Genomic DNA, 21,452 nt, shown 5'->3' with positions numbered 1-21,452 from the left:
GAGCGATCTGATGGAAACCCTTACCTTTCGCCATCCCCGGCTGGTTGCCCTGATCATTTTGGTGCTTGTATCTGCAGGCCTGTCTTCGTTCCTATCGCTTGGGCGACAGGAAGACCCCACGATCACCAATCTCTTCGCAACTGTAACCACGCAGTTTCCGGGCGCAGACCCAGAACGGGTTGAAGCACTAGTGACCGCAGAAATCGAAGAAGAGCTGCGAAAGATCGCCGAGGTGGATGAGATCAGTTCAGTCTCCCGATCGGGCGTGTCTGTCGTTTCGGTGGAATTGCTGGAAACGCTAGACGAAGCCACCATTGAGCAGGTTTGGGCCGAGGCTCGGGATGCCGTCGAAGATGCGCGCCAGAACTTCCCGGCAGGAGTTTTGCCGCCAGAGTTTGATGCCGAGGGTATTGCTGCCTATTCCGCGGTCATCGCAGTTGCGGCCGAGGACCCCGACTTTCCGTTAACCTTGCTGTCTCGTCATGCCGAAGCACTGGGTGACAGATTGCGCGCGATACCTGCGACACGAGCCGTCGACTATTTCGGTCAGCCGGAAGAAGAGGTGCTCGTAAGTGTCGATATGGACAAAGCCGCTGCGCTTGGGCTTGGCGCCGCTGAGATTTCCCAGCGGATCGCCGAAGCAGACGGAAAGGTTCAGTCTGGGCGGCTGCAATCCGATGTCGACCTGACCATAGGCGTCAGCGGAGAAATTGAGAGTTTGGATCGCATTCGGAGCATCGTCCTGCGTGAAAACGCAGACGGTGCAGTGGTGCAACTCGGAGATATTGCCAGCGTAGACCGGGGCGCACGCGAACCGCAGTCCTCAATCGCATTTGCAAACGGAAAGCCCTCCGTTTTGGTGGGGATTCTGGCGCAGGACGGCGTGCAGATCGACCGCTGGACAGGCTTTCTACGGGATGAGCTTGAGGCCGGCGCCGCATCAGTGCCTTTGGGCATGCAGGAAATACTGCTGTTTGATCAAAGCCAGTACACGACGGATCGTTTGTCAGAGGTTGGGATCAACATGGCCATTGGTGTGGCTTTAGTCGTGGCAGTCTTGTTTGTTACGTTGGGCGTTCGTGCAGCTGCGATTGTGGCCTTGGTATTGCCGGTTGTCTCATTGGCAACTCTTGCGACTATGAACATGATTGGATTGCCAATTCACCAGATGTCCGTGACTGGCCTGATTGTTGCCATCGGTCTGCTCGTTGACGCAGCCATCGTGATGACGGATGAAATTCGTCGTCGTTTGCAGGATGGGATGGAGAGACTTTCAGCCGTGCGAGATGCTGTTCGCCGGTTGGCTGCGCCTCTGCTGGCGTCGACTGTAACAACGGCGCTCGCCTTCACGCCGATGATCTTGCTGCCTGGCCCCGCCGGCGACTTTGTTGGTGCTATCGCTATCGCCGTGGTGCTTATGCTTGTCTGGTCACTAGTTGTCGCTTTGACGGTGACCCCCGCGATTGCGGGCTGGGTACTGTCCGACCGCCCCGACGCAGGAATGCTGAGCCGCGGTATCAGCATCCCGCCGCTTGCCCGAATGTTCGAGGCCTCAATTCGATTGTCAGTCACTAATCCGGTGCGATCCATCGCGTTGGCACTGGTCTTGCCCGTGCTTGGCTTTGCGGCCTTTCCAACGCTGACCGCGCAATTCTTCCCGGGCGTCGACCGCAACCAATTCTATATCGAGGTCGACATGCCGGGTGGAACATCAATTGCCACCACCGAAGCAACCGCCCGCCAGATCGATGAGATGCTGCTGGCAGATGATGGGGTCAAAAGTGTCTACTGGACAGTCGGAGAATCCGGCCCTGCATTCTACTACAACATCGTTGGCAACCGTTCACGCGAGCCCGGGTTTGCACAGGCCATGATCACGACCGACACGGCCGACGACGCAGCCCGCCTTGTCGGAGCCCTGCAGGGTCGTTTGGATACCGACTTTCCTGACGCGCAGATCATCATTCGTAGTCTCGTGCAGGGCCCTCCGGTCGACGCACCAGTTGAAGTAAAAATTCAGGGGCAGGACATCACGGTTTTGCGCGATCTGGGCGACGAGGTGCGTTCAGTTATGGCCAATCTCGACCTGGTGACGCAGGCGCGCGCCAGCGTGAACGGCGGCAATCCTCAAATCCGGTTCGAGATTGATGAGGTCAAAGCCCGTCTGCTGGGACTGGACGTGGCCGATATAGCTGGTCAGTTGGACACGGCACTTGTTGGCGTCACCGGTGGATCACTGATCGAAGGGACTGAACAGTTGCCGGTGCGAGTTCGTCTTGGTGACGAGGTGCGATCAGACCTAAGCGCCATTGTCAGTATGCCCATCCTGCTGCCCAATGCTGCCACCATATCCGCCGCTAGTGTTTTCCCTGCTGTGCCGTTATCGGAACTCGCCAATCCGGTGATCGAACCTGCGGAGAGCGTTATAACCCGAACGGATGGCGTGCGCGAAAACACTATTCAAGCGTTTATCGTCCCCGGTGTTTTACCCGAAGAGGCGTTGCAGGACGTACTAGAGGCGCTTGATGCGTCCGGATTTGTGTTACCACAAGGCTATTCGATGTCCTTGGGCGGTGACAGTGATGCCCGATCCAACACCGTGGGCAATCTACTTGCCTCTGTCGGTTTGATTGTCACACTCTCCATCGCGACCATCGTTCTGACCTTTAACTCTTTCCGACTGACGCTCGTGACCTTGGTCGTGTGCGTATTGTCTGCAGGCCTTTCCATGCTGTCGCTGGCCGTTATGCAATTCCCGTTCGGAATAACGGCGATAATCGGGGTCATCGGCTCAATCGGGGTTTCGATCAACGCGGCGATCATAATTCTGACTGGGTTGCAACAAGACGTTGACGCAAGCCAAGGCGACCGAGCAGCTATGGCGCGTGTTGTGACCGGTTCAAGTCGGCATATCATCTCGACAACGGTCACGACCTTTGGTGGGTTCCTACCCCTGATCATAGGCGGAGGAGCGTTTTGGCCACCATTCGCCGTAGCCATCGCCGGAGGGGTACTGTTGTCGACTGTCGTATCCTTCTATTTTACACCGCCCGTTTTCGCGTTGGTGTATCGTGGCAAGCTCGACAAACCGCTTGAGGCAAAGAACCAACCTTCCCAGCCTCGAGAAGGAATTGTCGCGCTTGTGGCAGAATGACGATTGAGACTACTTATCGTTGAGAGCCGGTGTGTTTCATGGCCATCGTTTTTCGAAGCAAGGTTCAAGTTCTGTCATGGGTCGCGCGCCGGACTTTGCATAGTCCGGTTTCTGCGTATCGCTACAATTGGGGCATCGCGCAGCATCGGTCAGAGTGGGCTCGGGGCGGTCATTCAGTGAAATCTGCTCAACGTCTACTTTGAGGAGATTTCTGCTATTCGCGACGAAGCCTCCCGGATGTGAGGCTAGAACGATTGCGTAGAGGTCAGTGAGTAGCTTCAGCGACAAGTCTGACTTGTTTTCAAGAAGCTACTCGCGCAACATCTATGAACGTCCGGAACCAATTGGGAGGTTGGCATGGCGGAGCTACGCGAAATTGGTAAGACAGGGATACGGGTTCCTCGCGTCGGGTTTGGATCGACAGGGTTGGGAAGTATTCCGGAAATCTATGGGTATGAAGTTGAGGAAGACCGCGCGATTGATACAATTCGGGCAATTCTGTCGCAGCCAAATGCATTCCTGGACACATCCCGTTGCTATGCCATGGGGCGAAGTGAAGAGCGCATAGGTAAAGTCATTCGTGAGCTTGGCGGTTGGCCGGAAGGGCGGGTGCTTTCCACCAAAGTCGACCGGGATATGGAAACCGGTGCCTTTGATGCTTCTCAGGCACGTAGGTCATTCGAGGAAAGCCTTTCGGCCCTAAGCGTCGACAGCGTCGATATACTCCACGTCCATGATGTCGAATATGCAAATGACCTATCTGAGGTCAAAGGACAAGGTGGCGCGATTGAAGAGTTGTTCCGTATCAAAGAGGAAGGTCTGGCAAAGGCGGTCGGAATCGCAGCGGGACGTATCGAATTGATGATGCCAATTTTGGAGGGTTGGGATTTTGACGTAGTCCTGACACACAACCGGCATACGCTGGTAAACGACAACGCGGCACCTCTGATAGAACTCGCGAAATCACGAGGCGTTTCGATATTGAACGCAGCACCTTATTCCGGAGGTGCACTTGCCCGAGGAAGCGCGATCCATCGCTTTTATGTCTATTGTCCTGCAGATGATGAAGTACTTGCGCCAATACGTGCTGTAGAAGAGGTATGCGGGCACTACGATGTCCCAGTCGGGGCGGTCGCGTTGCAACACTCTTTGAAAAATGACGACATCACTTCGACGATTTGCGGAGTGACATGGCCTCAGCATGTTCAACAGGCGATGGAATGGGCAGAGTGGTCCATCCCTGATGGTGTTTGGGAGGCCCTCGCTGATCTAGGGATATCTTCGGAGGATCCAGAGGCTTAGGGTTAAATCTCAGAGGGCGCAGTATCGCAAACAAGATGGAAGACCATTTGAGACTTGATAAGGTGCTTAGAACCGAGTTTCGAAAAGGAAACGGTGCCCTCAATACCTGCTAGTCTAGGCAAGACCAAAAAGTCAAAGGGATCAATATGATTGCACTACTATTTGCGTTGTTCACATGCGCTTTGGGGCTCGCTTATTATAAACTCGTCCGACTTTCATACGCTCTCTTCGTAGTCACGCTTTTGGCCAGCGTTTATTGGCTAAAATTTCATGCAACAACGCCGCTTTCAATCCAACTGTGAGATCGTTCCATGTCACCTGAATTTGCCCGAAATATGAACGCGCTTGGTGCCCTGGCTGTCTGCCTCGTGTTGGTTCTTGCATTCTATTTTCAGCTTGTGCTCTACGAACTACCCTGTCCGTTATGTCTATTGCAGCGTGTCGGTTTCGTGGCCGTGGGGTTTGGGCTCGGGCTAAATCTCTTGTGGGGCACGCGTGCAAGGAACTACGGAATCGTCCTTGTGGCAGCAATATTTGGTATCAGCGTTTCGATCCGCCAAATCCTACTGCACATAGTGCCCGGCACCGGGCACTATGGGTCTCCGGTTCTTGGTCTGCATTTTTACACTTGGGCCGGCATAGCCTTTGGATTGATCATACTCGGGACTGCGGTGATGCTTGTCTTTGAAAAGCAATATGATCTAGCCGCGGACGTTAGGGCATCGGAACGGTTCGGTGGAAGCAAGTTGGCCAAAACCGCGTTCATTTTGATCTTAGTTTTGGCAACTGCCAACGCAAGCTCAGCCCTACTGGAGTGTGGACCGGGTATTTGCGACGATCCGCCAACAGATTACAAGTTTTTAGACAAGCTTTAGAAAGCAGGTGAAACTTAGGTCGAGGAGAGAGCTTATGCGTAGTTTTCTGGTATTTCGCCGCCCAAAATCAAAGAAGAAATTCAGAGGCGATCTCTCGCTTTATTCTGATCGCAAGCAATTACAAAGAACGAATTGAAGACTAGTAGCCAACTAAATGGTCACGGTTAAGGCAGGTGACCGCTTTGGCCTCAAAGTAGTCATTTGCTGCAATCCACGTGCGTCTCTGCTATAGTGTTTAACCAAGGTTCAGTAACATGACACCCTGTGCTACGCCTTGGTCGATATCGAACTTAGTGTGGCATGTATGATGGTGCCTTTTCTCAATAAATAGAAATTTATTAAATACTTAACTGGAATTTGCAGGCTTGGTGATACTGCCTTCGTCTCCGCCATTACCTCAAATTCTGGCGCCTTTCGAATAGATTGCTACGCCAACTCGGCCAGAGCGGTGTCGATACGGGACAGCATCGGAGATTGGCCCGCAGTCTCAACGATGACGCGGGCTTTGCTCAGGTGTTGCACGGCCAATTGCTTTTTCTTGCGGGCTTTGTAGAGCAACCCAAGGATCATGTCGCAGCGGGCGATGTAGTGTCCTTTGTCGTCGAATTGAGGGTTGCTGCGGACCTCGTCCAGCATAGCAACCAGTTTCTTTTCGCCAAAGAACAGCACCCAAAGGATTGAGCGGAAGTTCCGGAGAAAGACGCCAGCCGACGCTCCGCCCTCACCGGTCAGGATGGCAAGATACATTTCGCATAGGAACAGACGCGCCCAATCGGCCGACACTTTAGTGCCTTCGTCCGTGCGCTTTTGAACAGCTCGTTCGATCTGCCGTAGCCCGTCTGCAATGCGTCCCTTCAGGGCATAGGCAACCCCAAGCATCGTTGCCGGGCCCATGGTGAACAGGGTCCAGCCGTGTTCATTGCAATTGGCGATATGGGCCTCAATGATCTCGATCGCGCCGGGTGTTTCCGTAGGCACCATGGCGGATACGCGGGCGGCCTCGGCGATGGCGCGTTCGAACTCGACTTTTGAAGCCTTGTGCGCCTCTTCCGCGATGGCCAGCGCCTTTTCGTGGTCATCGGCGACCATGGCGATCAGGGCTTTCATCGCCGTGCCATAGCCCAAAGCCCTTGGGTCGTTGGTCTTTTTGCCCAGTGCTATCATCTTGTCTGCGGTGGCGTGTGCGCGGGCGACCCGTCCGCGCGTCAGTTCGTTCCAACCGATGGTGGCGAGGTAGAAGTTCTGGATATAGGCGTCGTCGATCTTTTCCAGTTCGGCCTCGATCATGCGCGCCTTTGCTTCGAACTCGGCGTTAGAAATCGGGGAGAAATAGATCGACACCGAAAGCTCATTCACCATTGCATAGGCCCGTGAGGCCGGATCGCCAAGGCGTTCGGCCATGGCGGTCAGATCCTGTTGAACCCAGTGGGCTTCGCGGTATTTGCCGTTGCAGACAAGGCAGGACACATAATGGTGCAGGAACAGCGCGTGATGAGAGCTGTCGCCCACCTGTTCAAGGATGGGGCGCACGGACCCGGCAAGGTCAATGATCGTTTTGACCCTGAGAGAGATGTTCGAACACAGCGCAAAGCTGGCCAGAAACTCAGCGAATTCGGACTTTGAGGCGCAGTCTGGATCGCTTTCATAGAGGGCGTAGGCTGCCGTGTAGTAATTATTGGCCTCGTCCAGCGAATAGACGCCCAGAGACTTGTCCCCGGCCATCGCCGTATACCGAAACGCCTTGTCGGTTTGGTCTGTCTGGCTGTAATGGTAGGCCAGCATTTCGGCCACTTCCTGCAGGCGGTTTGCGTTGCGCAGAACCAGACACTCGGCCACTTCAAGATGCAGGCCCGCGCGGCGGGTGGCCACAAGGCTTTGATACACGGCATCGCGCAGTAGGACATGCTTGAACACGTAGTCTGAGGAGTTTTCGTCGCGATACAAGACGTCCTGAGCCTGAAGCCGCTGCAGGGCGTCACCGGTTTCAGCAGGGTCTTTGGCCAGTTGTGAGAGCAGACCCGGATCAAACCGTCGCCCAATGACGGCGGCGGCTTGCAGCAGGTCTCGATCTTCGGTCGACAGACGATCAACGCGGGCGGTCAGCAGGTTCAACATGCTGGCCGGCAGATCGGCCTGCGCCATGTCGATATCCAGATGCGCTTCGGCAGCGTCGACCCGCAGACTGCCTTGTTCCAGCAGATAGGTTAGGATTTCTTCGCCAAACAGCGGATTGCCACCGGCACGTTCGGCCAGTTGCCTGTCCAGCCCCACAGGCAAAGTGGTTACGCCCAGCCGGTTGCGCGCCAGGTTGGCGAAATCCTCGGTCACCAGCGGTTTCAGTGCGATGGTCCGAACCCTGTCGTCGTCGCGCCACGCAGGTGTGTATTCCGGGCGGTGCGTCTGGATCAGCAACAGGTTAGTCAGGTCCGACCGGTTGACAATGCCCTGCAGCAACTCTTCCGAGGCGCTGTCGATCCAGTGGCTGTCTTCGATGAACAGGATCACGGGTTGTTTGGCGCATCGCGCCTTTAGCAGTTCAGGCAGTAATTCACGGGTGCGCAGGCCAATGAGAACGCCGTCAAGCCCGTCCAATGCGTCCGGCGGTGGTGTCAGGCCAAGCAGGTTCATTAGAAGGCCCAGGTTCTGTTGAGAAAAGCACTCCCAAGCCTTCAGGCCGGTTTCGATCTTGTAGGCGATGCGGGTTGGGTTGTCCTGATCCTTGATGCGGAAACCGGTTCGGACAATCTCGATGATTGGTAGGAAGGGAACCTGCTGCCGATCCGCAAAACAATAGCCAGTCAGGACGTCAATCTGACCGCGGGGCAGGCGGTTTAGGAATTCGAACACAAGCCGGGTTTTGCCCAAGCCTGGTTCCGCCACCAGATCCACCACCGAAACGCCGTTGCGCGCCTGAGCCAGCGCATCGGCCAATTGAGTCAGTTCGCTGTCGCGCCCCACATAGGTACTGAGACCACGCGCGACTGAGGCATCAAATCGCGAGGCATCGGCCCGTACGGATTGTAGTTGCCACAATTTCTGAGGGGCAGCGAGACCTTTGAGCTGATGTTCCCCATCAAAGCGCAGCTCAGTCACCCATTCGACAAGGCTGCGGGTCTTGTCGCAGATCAGCGTACCACCCGAGGGTGCCAGGTTTTCGATGCGCGAGGCCATGTTGACCGTGCTTCCCACCGCTGTTGCAGGCCCGTCCGCACCCTGTACGGCGGCCATCAGAACCGTGCCGGAACTGATGCCGACCCGCATCTGAGGGCGCACACCAAAGCGGGCCTCGATCTTTTGGGCGGAAGCATGGAAAGCGTGATGAATGGCGTCGGCGGCGCGGCAGGCCCGTTCGGCCGGGTCCTCTAGCGCGTCAGGGATGCCGAACAGCGCCATGATGCTGTCCCCGGCAAAGTCGCGGACCGTGCCGCCATGCTGAGATACCGCACCCGAGAGGGTGTCGTAGACCAGACGCACAAACTCCAACGCTTGTTCTTCGTCCAGTTTCGAGACGATCGACGTATAGCCAACCATATCCGCAAACAGGACCGAGACCTGGCGCCGCTGCCCCAGATCGCCCTGTTGTTGTGAAGATATGACCCCGCCGTCCTGCATTACCACCGGAGTGATACAGCAGCAAAGCACGCGCCGCCAGCCGTTGCGGACATGTTGGTGTGATTGGCCTGTGAAATGTACGCGAAAATGTCACGCAGAGACGCGCGGATGCCCGCAGCCTTGTGACCAGACTGCGGGGCGTGGACTTACTTGAACACGTCTACCAGATCCGAGACGCTGACGCCTTCTTTGATCTCTTTTAGGCGGGCAAAGATCAGAGCAATGGTGATGCTGAGCCAACCATAGGCAATCGCGTTGAGTGCGGCCTCGAAGAAGGCCCAAGGACCCAAAGATGCCGTTGGATCAGCAATTCCGGAGAACCCGAACGCAGCTGCGAAAATGAATGTGATTACCATGACGACCAGCACAATACATAGACCCATCAGGATCAGCGCGCCGATGATGGGCCAACGGTAGTTCTTGGTCAGAGTCGCGCTGCGTCCCATCGCGCCGAACCCGGCCCTGTCGATCACAATGGCCGGTACGATTACGGAAAACACGGCGTAGATCCAGATACCCGGCACGACCAGAAAAACAAGGCCGATAAAATACAAAATCGTCGTTGCGATCGACAGAACTGCAATGGCGGGCAGGTTGACGACAGCCGCCGAGAAATAGCTGCCAATACGCGCCGCACGCCCCAATTTTGCGTCATAGGCGAACTGTATGATCACAGCCGTGGTGACGGCATATGCGAGCAATGTGATCAGAGCCGACACGATCACGCCAGAATAGAAGGCGGTATTGTCGAAACTCGCGGTGCCAATATCGTCGAAAGACTGCGCCACCGTGTAATTGTTCACAATGACTTCGATCAGCGCAGGAATGAATCCCAGCAGAAGCACAAGGTGGAGCTTTTTGAAAAAGATAGAAAACGTCTCGCCGACAATGGCTCCGACGCCTAGGGGCATGTGAGCCTCGGGGTATTCGGGATTGGCTGTATCTGTCATTTTTTGTTCCAAACCATTCTAATGTTCTGTCTCTGATAGAGCCTTGAGAACGGGTTCATCCTCAAGACGAGTTTCGTTTTTCTGCTTCTCGCTTTGGTAAATCTGCAACAGGCGTGGTTAGCCTTGTTTGTCTGCCTCGGCGTGGAATTTGTCGGCGCGTTTGTCGCCAAACAACTGGCGCTGTTCCAGAAAGGCGCGTTGTGCTTTGTAGAAGGCCTCGAGAAAGGCAAGCTGGTCTTCTGGTCGTACCGCATCGGCATAGCCGATCTTGCGCCGGACCTGCTCGACAATAGCGGCCATGGTTTCCTTTTTCCGTTTGTGTGCCTCGGGCCCGGTCGAGCGTGCTGCGCCGCGTAGAAACCCTTCGAGGGTCTGCAACTCGAACGCGCCGTAATGTTCAAGCTGATGGGTCAGAAACTGGAACCGGGGCTGGGTGGCGGTGGCGGGTTTGATCGCCTTGGACATATCCGGCAGCAGGATCGGCTTAGGAAGGTGGATCACATAGGTGCCTGCGATAATGTCCCCCAGCCGTTGGCTACGTTTGTTGAACACCGGTACCGCTACTACGCCCAGCACCCAGGCGAGCGAGATCAGCGACGGGATCAGAGCCTCGGCATTCAAGGTCAGAACCAGAGTGCCGGGCAGAAAAATCTCGGCCTCTTTCATCAGGTTACGAACGACGAGGGATTGCGTTGTCAGCGCTTGACCATCGGCCGAGACAACCTTGATCTTCATCATGCGCTTACCGATGGTCTGGCCGTTCCACACCAGCTCGGACGCAGCGTAGTAGGGGATGCGGATGACGAAGAACAGCATCGCAGCAACGGCCACCAGCGCCTCGGGCGGGACAACGTCGATGGCCAGCAAAAGCAAGAAGAGGGCTATTGCACCCACCCCGGTGATCAAGATATCAGCGAATTGGGCGGCCATACGCACGCCCACACCCGCAACCCGGAAATAGAGCGGCACACCTTCGGGGGGCAGCAGGCGGTCGAGCTTGGGTTGGGTCATGACCGCTTCCTTCCGCCCATGCAGAACCACAGCAGCCACAGCGCGCCGATCCCCCAGCCGATGGCGATGCGCGTGGTGCGGTCCTGTACCAACTGCCGGCCGAAGCCTTCCAGCAGCGCGGCAACCACCAGCATCATCGCGGCGATCAGTGCAAGTTTGACGGCATCATGCCCGGCGGCCCGCAATGCCGCGCGGCGTGTGAGCTGGCCGGGGAACAGCGCGGCGAGGCCCAGTTTCAACCCGCCCGCGCCTGCGATGCAGATCGCCGACAGCTCGGTCACGCCGTGGATCGACAGCCAGCCAAACAGGTCCCAGCCCAAGCCCCGATCAATGTGTAGTGCGTAAAAAACGCCCAAAATCAAGCCGTTATAGAACAGCAAAAGAACCGTCGGCGCGCAGAGGAATGCCCCTAGCCCAAACACAAAGATCGCGATGCGTGTGTTGTGCGAGAACAGATAGGTGGCAAAAGCCCCCAGCCCGGACCCGTCTTCCTCTCCGTAGATGGCCGAGCGCAGATAGTCCGTACTGGCATCTGGTCCGCGCCCTCCGGCCAGTTCGGTGGGCATGAAGACAAAGAACCATTCGGGATTGTCGAAGTAGAAGAAATACCCGGCGATGGCACCCACCGCCATGCACAGAAACCCCAGAAGGGTGACGCGCCAGGAGGACCGCATCGCTTGTGGCCCACCGCTGGTCAGGAACTTGCGGATGATCCCGCCCAGCCGTTGTTGCGGGGCGTAGACACTCAGATAGGCGCGGCTTGTCAGCGCCTCGAGATATTCCAGCAGCCCACGGTCCAATGAGATTTCGCGCGCGATGGACAGCGATGTTGTTGCCTGCCGATAGAGGTCTGCCAGATCGCGCGCCTCTTGAAAGCTCATGCGGTGCAGGCCCTGACCTTCGGCCTTGTCGACGAGATCGGACAAACGGCGCCAGTCGCCTTCGCGTTCCTGCCGGAACCGGGCCGAGCGGATCAGATCAGCATTAGACATCAGATCATCTCTCGCGCTTTGATTTCCAGATAGGTCGAGATCAGCCGCGCCGTGATCTCGCCCGGTTCGGCGTCAATCACGGTCACCCCGATCTGTTGCAGTCGTTCCAGTACAAGGCGACGTTCACGCAGAAGCTGCCCGGTCGAAACGGTCTCGGCCACGTCGTTCATGTCCTGCGGGGCCGTGTTGACCTGCGCTTCGAGGATCGGATCACGCAGGGTGACGAAAACGATCAGGTGCCGCTTGGCCAGCGCGTTGATGTTCTCGACCATCAACTCTGCCGAGGTGGTGTCGACGAAATCCGAAAACACGATGATCAGGCTGCGTTTCGGGGTGCGCCCGTTCAGCTCGGTCACGGCGAGGGTGTGGTTGGTCTCGACGCTTTCATATTGCAGTTCGGCCGTGCGGCTGCGCAATCGGGTGAACGCTGCGCGGCCCGGTTCGGGGGGCAGAAACATGCGCGGCTTGGCGTCATAGGCATAGAGCCCGACCAGATCCCCTCCGATGGCTGCGGCCCAGGCGGTGGCAAGTGCGGCGGTGATGGCATGGTCGATCTTGGGCAGGCCCGCGATCTCCTCGCGCATCTGATAGCCGTTGTCCAAGGCGATGATGACATGGTGGTTGCGCTCGGCCCGGACCTCTTTGGCGACCAAAGACCGATGCCGCGCCGACCGCTTCCAGTCGATTGAGTTCGCATCCATGCCGGGCACGAAATCCCGTAACTGGTGAAACTCGGTGCCCTCACCGATGGCGCGGTTTTCCTTTACGCCGAACAGGCGTGATTGGACCGTCGTCGAAATTTCACCCGATTGCACCCGACGGATGTTGGGTACGACCGCTATCTCAAGGCCAAAGGCGATTTTCGGGACGAATTCGAACAGTTTGAACCGGGAAGTCCAACTGAGCCATAGGTGCGTGGGCTGCCATGTTCCCCGGCGAATGGCGCGAAACGGAATGCGTACCTGACCGCTGGACAGATCGAACTGGGCCGGTCCTTCGATGCCTTCCGGCCAGTGTACCTGCCCGGTCATGCCCGAGGTTGCTGGGGTGACGGTCAACGCGATCTCATGCTGTTCGCCCACGAAGATATCGCCTGGCGGCTCGACCGAGACCGAACGGCGGCGTGGCCAGGACAGCAGCAGGTCACCTATGGCCAGCGCGCACAGAACCACCCACGGCACCCCGGCCACGGCGCGGGTTGCATCGCCCATCACAACGGCGACCAGCGACAGGCCAAGCGCCACGCAGGCGGCCACCAGCAATATGCGCGAGGGACGGATCAGCGGGGGGCCTCGATCTGGTTGACGATGTTCTCCAACACCTGCTGTGGCCCGCGCCCTTCGATTTCGGCGGCGGGGGACAGAACGATGCGGTGTTGCAGCGCGTGGATGATCAGGGTTTTGACGTCATCAGGAATGGCAAAATCGCGCCCGTTCAAGGCTGCCGTTGCACGGGTCGCCCCAGCGATGGCATCCGCAGCACGGGTCGAGGCGCCAAAGGCGATATCCGTGCTTTCACGTGTCGCACGCACCAGACGCAGGATATAGGCCAGAATGTCGTCATCCAGCACGATCTCATCAATCAACTGCCGGGCCGCTGCCATCGTCGGGGCATCCAGCAGAGGGCGCACTGTTTGCGTTGCGCCTATGGGATCCAGCGGTGCATTGGCGTGCTGACGAAGGATCGACAGTTCCACGTCTTCGGGCGGGAAGCTGAGGTTTGCCTTGAATAGGAAACGGTCCAACTGCGCCTCGGGCAGCGGGTAGGTGCCTTGTTGTTCAATCGGGTTTTGGGTGGCGACAACGATGAACTCGGACCCTAGCGAATGGTCGGTGCCGTCGATGGTCACCATGCGTTCGTTCATCGCCTGCAGCAAGGCGGCCTGGGTCTTGGGCGGTGCGCGGTTGATCTCATCCGCCAGCAGAATCTGGCTGAAGACGGGGCCCTTGGTCAGAACAAACTCGCTGGTCTGGAAATTGTAGATCGAGGTGCCCAGAACATCGCCGGGCATCAGGTCTGGTGTGAACTGAATGCGCCCGAACTCAAGGTTCAGTGCCCCTGCAAAGCTGCGCGCCAGAAGCGTCTTGGCCGTGCCCGGAGGCCCCTCAAGCAGCACGTGACCTCGCGCAAACAGTGCTGTCAGCAGCAGGTCAACCGACTCTTCCTGGCCTTGCACAACTTTGCCGATTTCCGCCCTGAGGCTTTCGGCATGGGAAAACAATTCATCAAGCGTCATCGGCAAGTTGCTCCAGTATCAACTCAAATTGGTCCACATAGGGAATGGCATGTTCCGGGCCCAGATGCGGGGGCAGGGCGCGGATAGATGCGATCAGATCTTCCAGTTTTGCAGTCAGGTCCGGTTTTCGGGTACGAATATAGTTGAGGTACGCGTCCTCAGGCGTGCCGCGCAGGGCGTGCGAGGTACCGAACACCGATGCCGCGCGGGCGCGCAGGCGGGTGTCGATGAAATCCGACAGCAGTGCCCCGTCCTGATCGGTCATCCGCATCAGCCGCGCACGGACCCGATTGGCAGTTCGTTTGCCTGACCCGAGACCCAGCGACAGATCCGCAACCGGCCCGCTGCGCACGCCACCGCGCCAGACCGCGAGGGCCAGTAGAAGACCTGCGCCGATCCACAGGGTCAGGAAGGGCGGTTCGAACAGGCGTTTCAAGTCGTCCCAGGTGCGTTCGCGCGCGACATGCTGTTGCGGGTCGGTCAGCCAGTTGCGGTCGCTATAGTCGATGATGATTCGCTTCTCGCCCGCGATCTCGGGCAGCACCCTTGCCGCTATCCGGGCATTGTCGCCCAGAACCAGCCCATGGTTGTTCATCAAATCCGGGTCGGACAGAACATGGACGTTCTGCTGTTCACCGTCGCCGGGCAGCGGGCAAAGGCCCAGAACCATAGCGCCCCGACGGCCAACTCGCGGCTCGCAGCCTTGCCCGTCAAAGACCTGCGCCGCGTAGAGGCGGGCGGTCAGCGCATCGTCAGAGGCCACGTCAAAATCAGTGAACGGAACTCGGGCCGAGCGGATTGTGCCGACATTCGAACCAACGATCCCATGCAGAACCGCCTCGATCCCTTCTTCGGGGGACAACAGAATAGGGTGCCCCAACCCCGTCAGCCTCAGGCCCGAGCGCCATTTAGGCAAGATCACAAGGCTGGGGGTGGACTGCGCCTTGTCGCGGATCACGTCCAGAGTCTGATCGAACTCATCCGGTTGCAGTAGCAGTTCGTCTTTGGTCTGCGCGCGCGCCCGATCTTTGCCCGGCTGAGTGTCATAGATGGGCTGGATCAAAAGGCCGATGGTGCTGCGGTCCAGCGGCCAGCCTCCGGTAAAGGTTTGCGCGGTGTGGCCTTGATCGCGCAGCCACAGCTCTAGCCCGTCGAACCCAGTCGAGGAGTCGCGCAGCGCATATTGTCGACCGGCCATCACATAAAGGAATATGCCGATGCACAGCGCGCCGATGATGCCAAAGATGATCCAGTCGACCCGGACCCGCTCGGTTGCTGCAATATTGGCCGTATCGCTCATGAACGGACCTCGCGCAGGATGGGGTGGATGCGTGCCAGCAGCGCGTTGAAGTCGGGGTCGCTGATGGAGCGGTGGCCGAAATGCACCCGTTCACTTTCCAGCACCAGCGCGCGCAAGTCGGGGATGTACCAGAGGCTCTGCGGCAGGCTGCGCAGCGCCTCGCGATGGGTCCAGCTGCGCTTGAAAAGAACCTCATTGGCGCTGAGGCAACGGGTCAGGACCAGTTGCGCCAGCCCGACGACGGCCTGGTTGCGATCCTCCTGCCTCAGAATGGCGTCCAGATCTGGCAATTCCTCATCCGGCTCAGGCGCGTCCACTGACGGCTTTCCGTCGCGCTTTGCGTTGCCTGCCCCAGACCGGAAAGAGACCGATGTTCGGCCCACGCTGAGATACAGGATCCACGCCAATAGGGCCAGAACCAACGCCGAGACGATCCCCATCGTCCAGTTGGTATCAAGCGAGACGGTCTGAGACTCTTCGTGAGGTGTGGGTGAGAATTTGGTGTCCAGCGGGGGCGCCGGTTGGGTTGGGTCAAAATACTCCACATCCGTGTCGATCCCGCGATACTGAACGGCATTTAGATAGTCCTCCCCCGAGGGGCTAAGCTCGGCCGGGGAAAGAGCTTTCTCTTGCGCTGTCGCCAATGTGGGAGCGCAGAAAAGAAACGATGTAAACAAGGCCGTCAATAAACGCATTGGGCTATCGTTAGTTCACTCTCGTCATGCATGCAATCGGCAGAATGCGCTTCGCGCATCGATTGACCGAGGCGGGCACGCGACCCGTGTTTGTCGCGCCCATGTGGCGATTTCATGACAGGTTTGTAGAGCGAGGTCGGGTGTGACTATTCGGGCTCTTCCGCATAGAGACCAAGCTCATGCCTGCGCTGGTGGAACCGCGCGACCCGATCGACGATCTCATCACTGGAAACGGCGATCACGAAGGACAAAAGCGTCTCAAGCAAAGCAATGGTTGAGACTGACGAGGGGAAGAATTGCGGCGTGTCCGCAGACAGAACAAACCCGTGCTGCGCGTTCAGGATCACCGGGCTGGCCGGGCTATCCGAGATGCCAACGACCGTCATACCTTGCTGGCGCGCCAGCTTGATCGCCTCGATCACTTCGGTCCGATAGGGGTGGCAGGTAATCGCAATGAGCACGTCCTGTTCATCCGCCCAAGCCAGATCGTCCACCGGGGTCGAGCCGGAACGGGGAATGGCGTGAAACTGCTTCATGCCGGTCGAGGCGAGATAGGTGAAGTTGCGGGCATTTGAGTTGTTCACCCCGACGCCCAGCGTAAAGATCTGGCGGCAGTTCCAGATATCCTCGGCAGCGGCCTGCAGTTGTTTGGCGTCGATCCTGGCAAAGGTCTCTTCGATATTGCGGATCGCTGCGCCGATCATGTCAGCATAGAGCCCTCCCAGCTCACCGGACTTACCGATGTCCTGAAGCCAACGGGCGCGGTCAGGAAATGAGACCGATCCTTGTCGGATCGCCTGCCGGAACGGGGCACGAAAATCCTCATAGCCTTCAAAGCCGACTTGCCGCGCCATGCGGACAAAGGTGTTTGGTTTGACGTTGGCGGCTTCGGCAATTTCGCGCACGGTCGAGACACCGACATCGGTGGGGTTCTCCAACACATAGCGCGCGGCCTTTTGGGCCTCAGGTGTCAGGGCCTCCCATTCCTCGGCCAGACGGTCGAGAACGATTGATGATACATTTGTGTCATTCATTATTGACCGTGGTACACATGTGAAATTAGCCTGTCGAGCAGATTCGCACACTGGGCGCACCAAGATGATCGAAAACGCCGGTATGTGACCCCCGAAACACCTCTGCCGACCTGCGGCGCATTTGAGGAGACTACTGGATGAGTTTGCCTGAAACAATGAAGGCGATGGTGACCATGGGTCACGGCGGGTTGGAGCAGATGGTGCTGCATGAAAACTGGCCCCGCCCGGAGCCCGCTGCTGGTGAGGTGTTGATCAAGGTTGCCGCTTGCGGGCTGAACAACACGGATGTGAACACACGCTCGGGCTGGTACTCCAAGACCGTCACAGATGCGACCACGGGCGGTGCGTTTGAAGAGGTGGGCGAGGATGACCCGACCTGGGGCGGCGCGCCGATTACCTTTCCTCGCATTCAGGGTGCCGATATCTGCGGTGAAATCGTTGCCGTCGGTGCGGGTGTGGATGCTGCGCGGATTGGCCAAAGGGTGATCACCGATGGCTGGCTGCGCGATCCGGATGATCCCAGCAACATGGACAAAACGGGCTACTATGGGTCCGAACGGGATGGCGGTTTTGCTGAATACGCAACGACGCTGGCCGTCAACGCGGTACCGATCACATCGAACCTGTCGGATGCCGAACTGGCGACCTTCTCGTGTTCCTATTCCACCGCCGAGGGCATGTTGACCCGAGCAAATGTCACGGACAAGGACACGGTTCTGGTGCCGGGGGCCTCGGGTGGCGTTGGTGGCGCGCTTGTGCAACTGGCCAAGCGGCGTGGCGCGCGGGTGATCGCGTTGGCGTCCGAGGCGAAACACGCCGATGTTGCCGCTCTGGGTCCAGACATGATCCTTCCGCGCGCGCCGGACAACCTGCGTGCTGCGCTGGGCGATGAGAAGATCACCGTTGTGGCCGACGTGGTCGGCGGTCCCTATTGGGCGAAGCTGATCGACATTCTGGAACGAGGCGGGCGCTATACCTGTTCGGGTGCCATTGCTGGCCCGATGGTCGAGTTTGACCTGCGCACGTTCTACCTGCGCGATCTGACCTTCACAGGTTCTACTGTGATTGACCCGCAGGTCATGCAGAACCTTGTGAAATACATTGAAGCGGGTGAGATCAAACCGGCCCTGGCGGCCACCTATCCGCTTGAGGAGCTTCGGGACGCGCAAGCTGCGTTCATCGCAAAGCAACACACCGGCAATATCGTGGTGATCCCATGACCTTGGATGATGTGCTGCGGGCCGCGCAGTTGGTGCATCAAACGCACCCCGATCTGTCCGCCTTTGGAGAATGGCCATCGGACCTTTCGGCGGTAGAACTTGAACCGAACCATATCCCTGCTGCGGATCAGGTGCGCGAACTGACCCTCTCAGGAAGTGCCGGGACGCAGGCTTTGGTCGAGGCGATCAAGGCGACCGCCTATTTGGCCCAGTGGAAACACACCTACACGGAAGAGGAGGTCGGTGCCGAGTTTCTAAGTCGCTATGGCTACTACGAATTGTTCGGCCCGACCGGCCATTTTCATTCAACCCAGCTGCGCGGTTATGTCGGCTATTGGGGGCCGGGTCTTGCTTATGACTGGCACAGCCATCAGGCGGAGGAGCTTTACCTGACGCTGGCTGGGGGTGCTATGTTCAAGGTCGATGGGGAGGAGGCGTTTGTTGCCGAGGGTCAGACGCGCAGCCATGAAAGCTGGCAAAGTCATGCGATGACCACGACGGATCAGCCGATCCTGACCTTCGTGCTTTGGCGTGGCGAAGGGATGGGCGATCTGCCCAGAATGGACGCAGCATGAAGATTACCCGGATCCGCGTGTTTCAGACCGGGTTGCCCTATGTCGGCGGCACCTATGTCTGGGGCGCGGGGAATGCCATCGAGACGGCCACGGCCTCGGTCGTGGTCATCGACACGGATGCAGGCTTGCAAGGCTGTGGTGAGTTCACACCCTGCGGCGAGAACTACATGGTCGCGCATTCTGAAGGCGTTGTGGCGCTGGCGCGGCTGGTCGCGCCGCACTTGCTGGGAGAAGACCCGCGTCAGGTTGGCCGGATCGAGCAGTTGATGGACCATCTGGTGCAGGGGCATGGCTACGCGAAGGCTCCGTTCGATGCGGCGTGCTGGGATATCCTCGGGCAGGCCTGTGATCAGCCAGTCTGGATGCTACTGGGTGGAAAGCTGACGGATGGCGCGCCTATGTACCGGGTCGCGCCGCAAAAGGCGGTAGATGAGACGGTGGCCGAGATGAATGCCTATCGCGATCAAGGCTACCGGCAATTCCAGATCAAGGTCGGGGGTGACTGGGCCGCCGATATTGACCGTATCCGGAGCACGGTTCCTTTGTTGCAACCGGGTGAAAAGGCGATGGCGGATGCCAATCAGGGCTGGCGGGTCGACAATGCCATCCGGGTGGCGCGCGCGACGCGGGATCTGGATTTCATCCTCGAACAGCCCTGCCGCACCTATGAAGAATGTCAGCAGGTCCGCCGTGTCGCCGAACAGCCGATGAAGCTGGACGAATGCGTGAATGGTATCCAAATGGCGCAACGCATTGTCGCGGATCGTGGGGCCGAGATCTGCTGTCTGAAAATCTCGAACCTCGGCGGGCTCAGCAAGGCGCGGCGGGTGCGGGACTATTTGGTCGAGAACCGCATTCCCGTGGTCAGCGAAGACACATGGGGCGGTGAGATCACAAGCGCGGTCGTGGCGCATTTTGCGGCATCGACTCCGCCCGAGTATCTTCAGAACACGACTGACCTGATGAACTACAACACCCGGTCGACCGGAATTGGCGGCCCGGAGTCGCGGAATGGCAAGCTTTATGCCTCGGATACGCCTGGGTTGGGGGTCGCGCCGGATTTCGAAAGCCTCGGTGCACCGGTAGAGGAGTTCCGCCTGTGAGAGACCAAGCCAAAGCAACTCAGATGATTGACGACGCGCGCGTACGGGTGACTCGGTTTGACTTTGCCCCCGGTGCCGAAACCGGCTGGCACCGCCATGCGATGGACTATGTGATCACCGCCGTCACCGATTGCCACATGCGTTTGGAATTGCCTGATGGAACGGTCAATGAGGTGACAGTGCCTGCCGGAACATCCTACCGCCGGGACCAAGGGCTCGAGCACAATGTGATCAACGCGGGGGACCAACCCATGTCCTTTGTCGAAGTGGAACTGAAATGAAGATCACTCGACTAACGGTCTTTCAGGTCGATCTGCCGCTGGAGCATCCCTACTGGCTGTCTGGTGGGCGGCTGAAGTTTGAAAATCTCGACGCAACGATTGTGAAGGTTGAAACGGATGCGGGTCTGACGGGGTGGGGTGAAGGCACGCCCTGGGGCCACACCTATGTGCCGGCACATGGGCCGGGTATCCGGGCCGGGATCGAAACCATGGCTCCGTTCATTCTGGGTCTTGATCCCCGCAAGGTGCTGGAGGTCGAGCGCGCGATGGACCTCGCATTGCCCGGTCACCTATATGCCAAAAGCCCGATTGATATGGCGTGTTGGGATATCGCCGGGCAGGCGGCGGGGCTGCCGATTGCTGATCTGATGGGCGGAGGTTCCCGCACGCCGCGCCCGATTGCTTCATCCGTCGGGGCAAAAACTCTTGAAGAAACCCGCGAAGTCATCGAACGCTATCGTAGCCGGGGTTACATCGCGCATTCGGTCAAGATCGGTGGCGATGTGGAGAGAGACATCGCCCGCATTCGGGATGTGGAAAGCCTCCGCCGACCGGGTGAGATTGTCCTCTATGACGTTAATCGAGGCTGGACCCGACAACAGGCCCTGAGGGTCATGGGCGCCTGTGAGGACCTAAACGTGATGTTCGAGCAGCCGGGCGAGACGCTGGACGACATCGCGGCGATATCGGCGAAACATGCGTCACCCGTCTCGGTGGACGAGTCGCTTGTCACCTTGCAGGACGCCGCCCGGATTGCGCGGGATGGTCTGGCCGAGATATTCGGGATCAAGCTGAACCGGGTCGGTGGGCTGACCAAGGCCGCGCGGATGCGGGACATCGCGCTGGCCCATGAGATCGACATGTTCGTCATGGCGACCGGAGGGTCCGTGCTGGCCGATACCGAGGCGCTGCATCTGGCCGCCACCATCCCAGATGACAATTGCCACGCCGTCTGGGCCTGTCAGGACATGATCACCGTCGACATCGCAGGCGGGCGCGGCCCGCGCAACGTGGACGGCCATCTGCATCTGCCCGACACGCCCGGCCTTGGTGTGCATCCCGACGAAGACGCTCTGGGCGCCCCAGCGGCCGTTTACAGACTCTGATTTTCT

18 protein-coding genes are annotated in these 21,452 nt (G+C 58.4%); 9 read left to right on the top strand and 9 right to left on the bottom strand.

Going from position 1 to position 21,452, the window contains the following annotated elements:
• Positions 1 to 10 precede the first annotated feature (10 nt).
• The 4 genes from ACP15L_RS12505 to ACP15L_RS12490 all read left to right on the top strand — a co-directional run bounded on the left by ACP15L_RS12505 (position 11) and on the right by ACP15L_RS12490 (position 5,331).
• Positions 11 to 3,154 carry an efflux RND transporter permease subunit gene (locus ACP15L_RS12505; RefSeq protein WP_425084402.1) on the top strand — a complete coding sequence of 1,048 codons (3,144 nt, stop codon included), beginning with the start codon at positions 11 to 13 and terminating at the stop codon, positions 3,152 to 3,154.
• Positions 3,155 to 3,511: 357 nt separating this feature from the next.
• Positions 3,512 to 4,456: an aldo/keto reductase gene (locus tag ACP15L_RS12500; protein WP_425084401.1), complete on the top strand. Its 945-nt coding sequence runs from the start codon at positions 3,512 to 3,514 to the stop codon at positions 4,454 to 4,456.
• A 146-nt stretch (positions 4,457 to 4,602) separates the two neighbouring features.
• Positions 4,603 to 4,758, top strand: coding sequence for a DUF5993 family protein (locus ACP15L_RS12495; protein ID WP_425084400.1), 156 nt, complete (start codon positions 4,603 to 4,605; stop codon positions 4,756 to 4,758).
• 9 nt (positions 4,759 to 4,767) lie between these two features.
• Entirely contained in the window at positions 4,768 to 5,331 is a 564-nt protein-coding gene (locus tag ACP15L_RS12490; RefSeq protein WP_425084399.1) for a disulfide bond formation protein B, read from the top strand.
• Between the two features lie 426 nt (positions 5,332 to 5,757).
• Here ACP15L_RS12490 and ACP15L_RS12485 read toward each other — a convergent pair whose 3' ends face one another.
• From ACP15L_RS12485 to ACP15L_RS12445, 9 genes are all read right to left on the bottom strand, one after another.
• Positions 5,758 to 8,943 carry an ATP-binding protein gene (locus ACP15L_RS12485; RefSeq protein ID WP_425084398.1) on the bottom strand — a complete coding sequence of 1,062 codons (3,186 nt, stop codon included), beginning with the start codon at positions 8,941 to 8,943 and terminating at the stop codon, positions 5,758 to 5,760.
• Positions 8,944 to 9,089: 146 nt separating this feature from the next.
• Positions 9,090 to 9,893, bottom strand: coding sequence for a hypothetical protein (locus ACP15L_RS12480; protein WP_425084397.1), 804 nt, complete (start codon positions 9,891 to 9,893; stop codon positions 9,090 to 9,092).
• Positions 9,894 to 10,010: 117 nt separating this feature from the next.
• Entirely contained in the window at positions 10,011 to 10,904 is an 894-nt protein-coding gene (locus tag ACP15L_RS12475) for an RDD family protein (RefSeq protein ID WP_425084396.1), read from the bottom strand.
• A complete protein-coding gene (locus ACP15L_RS12470) occupies positions 10,901 to 11,896 on the bottom strand; it encodes a stage II sporulation protein M (protein ID WP_425084395.1) in 996 nt (331 codons plus the stop codon). Before ACP15L_RS12470 ends, ACP15L_RS12475 begins: the two co-directional genes overlap by 4 nt.
• Complete coding sequence (locus tag ACP15L_RS12465; RefSeq protein ID WP_425084394.1) at positions 11,896 to 13,152, bottom strand: DUF58 domain-containing protein; 1,257 nt, start codon at positions 13,150 to 13,152, stop codon at positions 11,896 to 11,898. The genes ACP15L_RS12470 and ACP15L_RS12465 overlap by 1 nt, the downstream gene beginning before the upstream one ends.
• A 23-nt stretch (positions 13,153 to 13,175) precedes the next feature.
• Positions 13,176 to 14,132, bottom strand: a complete 957-nt coding sequence (locus tag ACP15L_RS12460; RefSeq protein WP_425084393.1) for an AAA family ATPase — start codon at positions 14,130 to 14,132, stop codon at positions 13,176 to 13,178.
• Complete coding sequence (locus tag ACP15L_RS12455; RefSeq protein ID WP_425084392.1) at positions 14,122 to 15,432, bottom strand: hypothetical protein; 1,311 nt, start codon at positions 15,430 to 15,432, stop codon at positions 14,122 to 14,124. Before ACP15L_RS12455 ends, ACP15L_RS12460 begins: the two co-directional genes overlap by 11 nt.
• On the bottom strand, positions 15,429 to 16,127 hold the full coding sequence (locus ACP15L_RS12450) for a DUF4129 domain-containing protein (RefSeq protein ID WP_425084391.1): 699 nt from the start codon (positions 16,125 to 16,127) through the stop codon (positions 15,429 to 15,431). Before ACP15L_RS12450 ends, ACP15L_RS12455 begins: the two co-directional genes overlap by 4 nt.
• Before the next feature lie 146 nt (positions 16,128 to 16,273).
• Positions 16,274 to 17,161 (bottom strand): MurR/RpiR family transcriptional regulator, encoded by an 888-nt coding sequence (locus ACP15L_RS12445; protein ID WP_170379200.1) that lies wholly within the window; start codon positions 17,159 to 17,161, stop codon positions 16,274 to 16,276.
• Positions 17,162 to 17,298: 137 nt separating this feature from the next.
• Between ACP15L_RS12445 and ACP15L_RS12440 the strand changes: the two genes are divergently transcribed.
• The 5 genes from ACP15L_RS12440 to ACP15L_RS12420 are packed head-to-tail and all read left to right on the top strand — an operon-like array spanning position 17,299 to position 21,446.
• Entirely contained in the window at positions 17,299 to 18,381 is a 1,083-nt protein-coding gene (locus tag ACP15L_RS12440; protein ID WP_425084390.1) for an alcohol dehydrogenase family protein, read from the top strand.
• Positions 18,378 to 18,956 carry a dimethylsulfonioproprionate lyase family protein gene (locus tag ACP15L_RS12435; RefSeq protein ID WP_425084389.1) on the top strand — a complete coding sequence of 193 codons (579 nt, stop codon included), beginning with the start codon at positions 18,378 to 18,380 and terminating at the stop codon, positions 18,954 to 18,956. Before ACP15L_RS12440 ends, ACP15L_RS12435 begins: the two co-directional genes overlap by 4 nt.
• On the top strand, positions 18,953 to 20,059 hold the full coding sequence (locus ACP15L_RS12430) for a mandelate racemase/muconate lactonizing enzyme family protein (protein ID WP_425084388.1): 1,107 nt from the start codon (positions 18,953 to 18,955) through the stop codon (positions 20,057 to 20,059). The genes ACP15L_RS12435 and ACP15L_RS12430 overlap by 4 nt, the downstream gene beginning before the upstream one ends.
• 23 nt (positions 20,060 to 20,082) lie before the next feature.
• On the top strand, positions 20,083 to 20,340 hold the full coding sequence (locus ACP15L_RS12425) for a cupin domain-containing protein (RefSeq protein WP_425084417.1): 258 nt from the start codon (positions 20,083 to 20,085) through the stop codon (positions 20,338 to 20,340).
• Complete coding sequence (locus tag ACP15L_RS12420; RefSeq protein WP_425084387.1) at positions 20,337 to 21,446, top strand: mandelate racemase/muconate lactonizing enzyme family protein; 1,110 nt, start codon at positions 20,337 to 20,339, stop codon at positions 21,444 to 21,446. The genes ACP15L_RS12425 and ACP15L_RS12420 overlap by 4 nt, the downstream gene beginning before the upstream one ends.
• Positions 21,447 to 21,452 lie beyond the last annotated feature (6 nt).

Source organism: Ruegeria profundi (assembly GCF_049800715.1).
GTDB lineage: Bacteria > Pseudomonadota > Alphaproteobacteria > Rhodobacterales > Rhodobacteraceae > Ruegeria > Ruegeria profundi_A.
Note: the sequence above shows the minus strand (reverse complement) of the source record. Positions and strands in the feature narration are given on the sequence as shown.

Excerpts from the sequence above, each read along its gene's own strand:
- ACP15L_RS12450 (WP_425084391.1), bottom strand. The coding sequence starts at position 16,127 with ATGCGTTTATTGACGGCCTTGTTTACATCGTTTCTTTTCTGCGCTCCC.
- ACP15L_RS12470 (WP_425084395.1), bottom strand. The coding sequence starts at position 11,896 with ATGTCTAATGCTGATCTGATCCGCTCGGCCCGGTTCCGGCAGGAACGC.
- ACP15L_RS12475 (WP_425084396.1), bottom strand. The coding sequence starts at position 10,904 with ATGACCCAACCCAAGCTCGACCGCCTGCTGCCCCCCGAAGGTGTGCCG.
- ACP15L_RS12485 (WP_425084398.1), bottom strand. The coding sequence starts at position 8,943 with ATGCAGGACGGCGGGGTCATATCTTCACAACAACAGGGCGATCTGGGG.
- ACP15L_RS12435 (WP_425084389.1), top strand. The coding sequence starts at position 18,378 with ATGACCTTGGATGATGTGCTGCGGGCCGCGCAGTTGGTGCATCAAACG.
- ACP15L_RS12490 (WP_425084399.1), top strand. The coding sequence starts at position 4,768 with ATGTCACCTGAATTTGCCCGAAATATGAACGCGCTTGGTGCCCTGGCT.
- ACP15L_RS12425 (WP_425084417.1), top strand. The coding sequence starts at position 20,083 with ATGATTGACGACGCGCGCGTACGGGTGACTCGGTTTGACTTTGCCCCC.
- ACP15L_RS12440 (WP_425084390.1), top strand. The coding sequence starts at position 17,299 with ATGAGTTTGCCTGAAACAATGAAGGCGATGGTGACCATGGGTCACGGC.
- ACP15L_RS12460 (WP_425084393.1), bottom strand. The coding sequence starts at position 14,132 with ATGACGCTTGATGAATTGTTTTCCCATGCCGAAAGCCTCAGGGCGGAA.
- ACP15L_RS12495 (WP_425084400.1), top strand. The coding sequence starts at position 4,603 with ATGATTGCACTACTATTTGCGTTGTTCACATGCGCTTTGGGGCTCGCT.
- ACP15L_RS12445 (WP_170379200.1), bottom strand. The coding sequence starts at position 17,161 with ATGAATGACACAAATGTATCATCAATCGTTCTCGACCGTCTGGCCGAG.
- ACP15L_RS12500 (WP_425084401.1), top strand. The coding sequence starts at position 3,512 with ATGGCGGAGCTACGCGAAATTGGTAAGACAGGGATACGGGTTCCTCGC.
- ACP15L_RS12505 (WP_425084402.1), top strand. The coding sequence starts at position 11 with ATGGAAACCCTTACCTTTCGCCATCCCCGGCTGGTTGCCCTGATCATT.
- ACP15L_RS12420 (WP_425084387.1), top strand. The coding sequence starts at position 20,337 with ATGAAGATCACTCGACTAACGGTCTTTCAGGTCGATCTGCCGCTGGAG.
- ACP15L_RS12455 (WP_425084392.1), bottom strand. The coding sequence starts at position 15,432 with ATGAGCGATACGGCCAATATTGCAGCAACCGAGCGGGTCCGGGTCGAC.
- ACP15L_RS12480 (WP_425084397.1), bottom strand. The coding sequence starts at position 9,893 with ATGACAGATACAGCCAATCCCGAATACCCCGAGGCTCACATGCCCCTA.
- ACP15L_RS12430 (WP_425084388.1), top strand. The coding sequence starts at position 18,953 with ATGAAGATTACCCGGATCCGCGTGTTTCAGACCGGGTTGCCCTATGTC.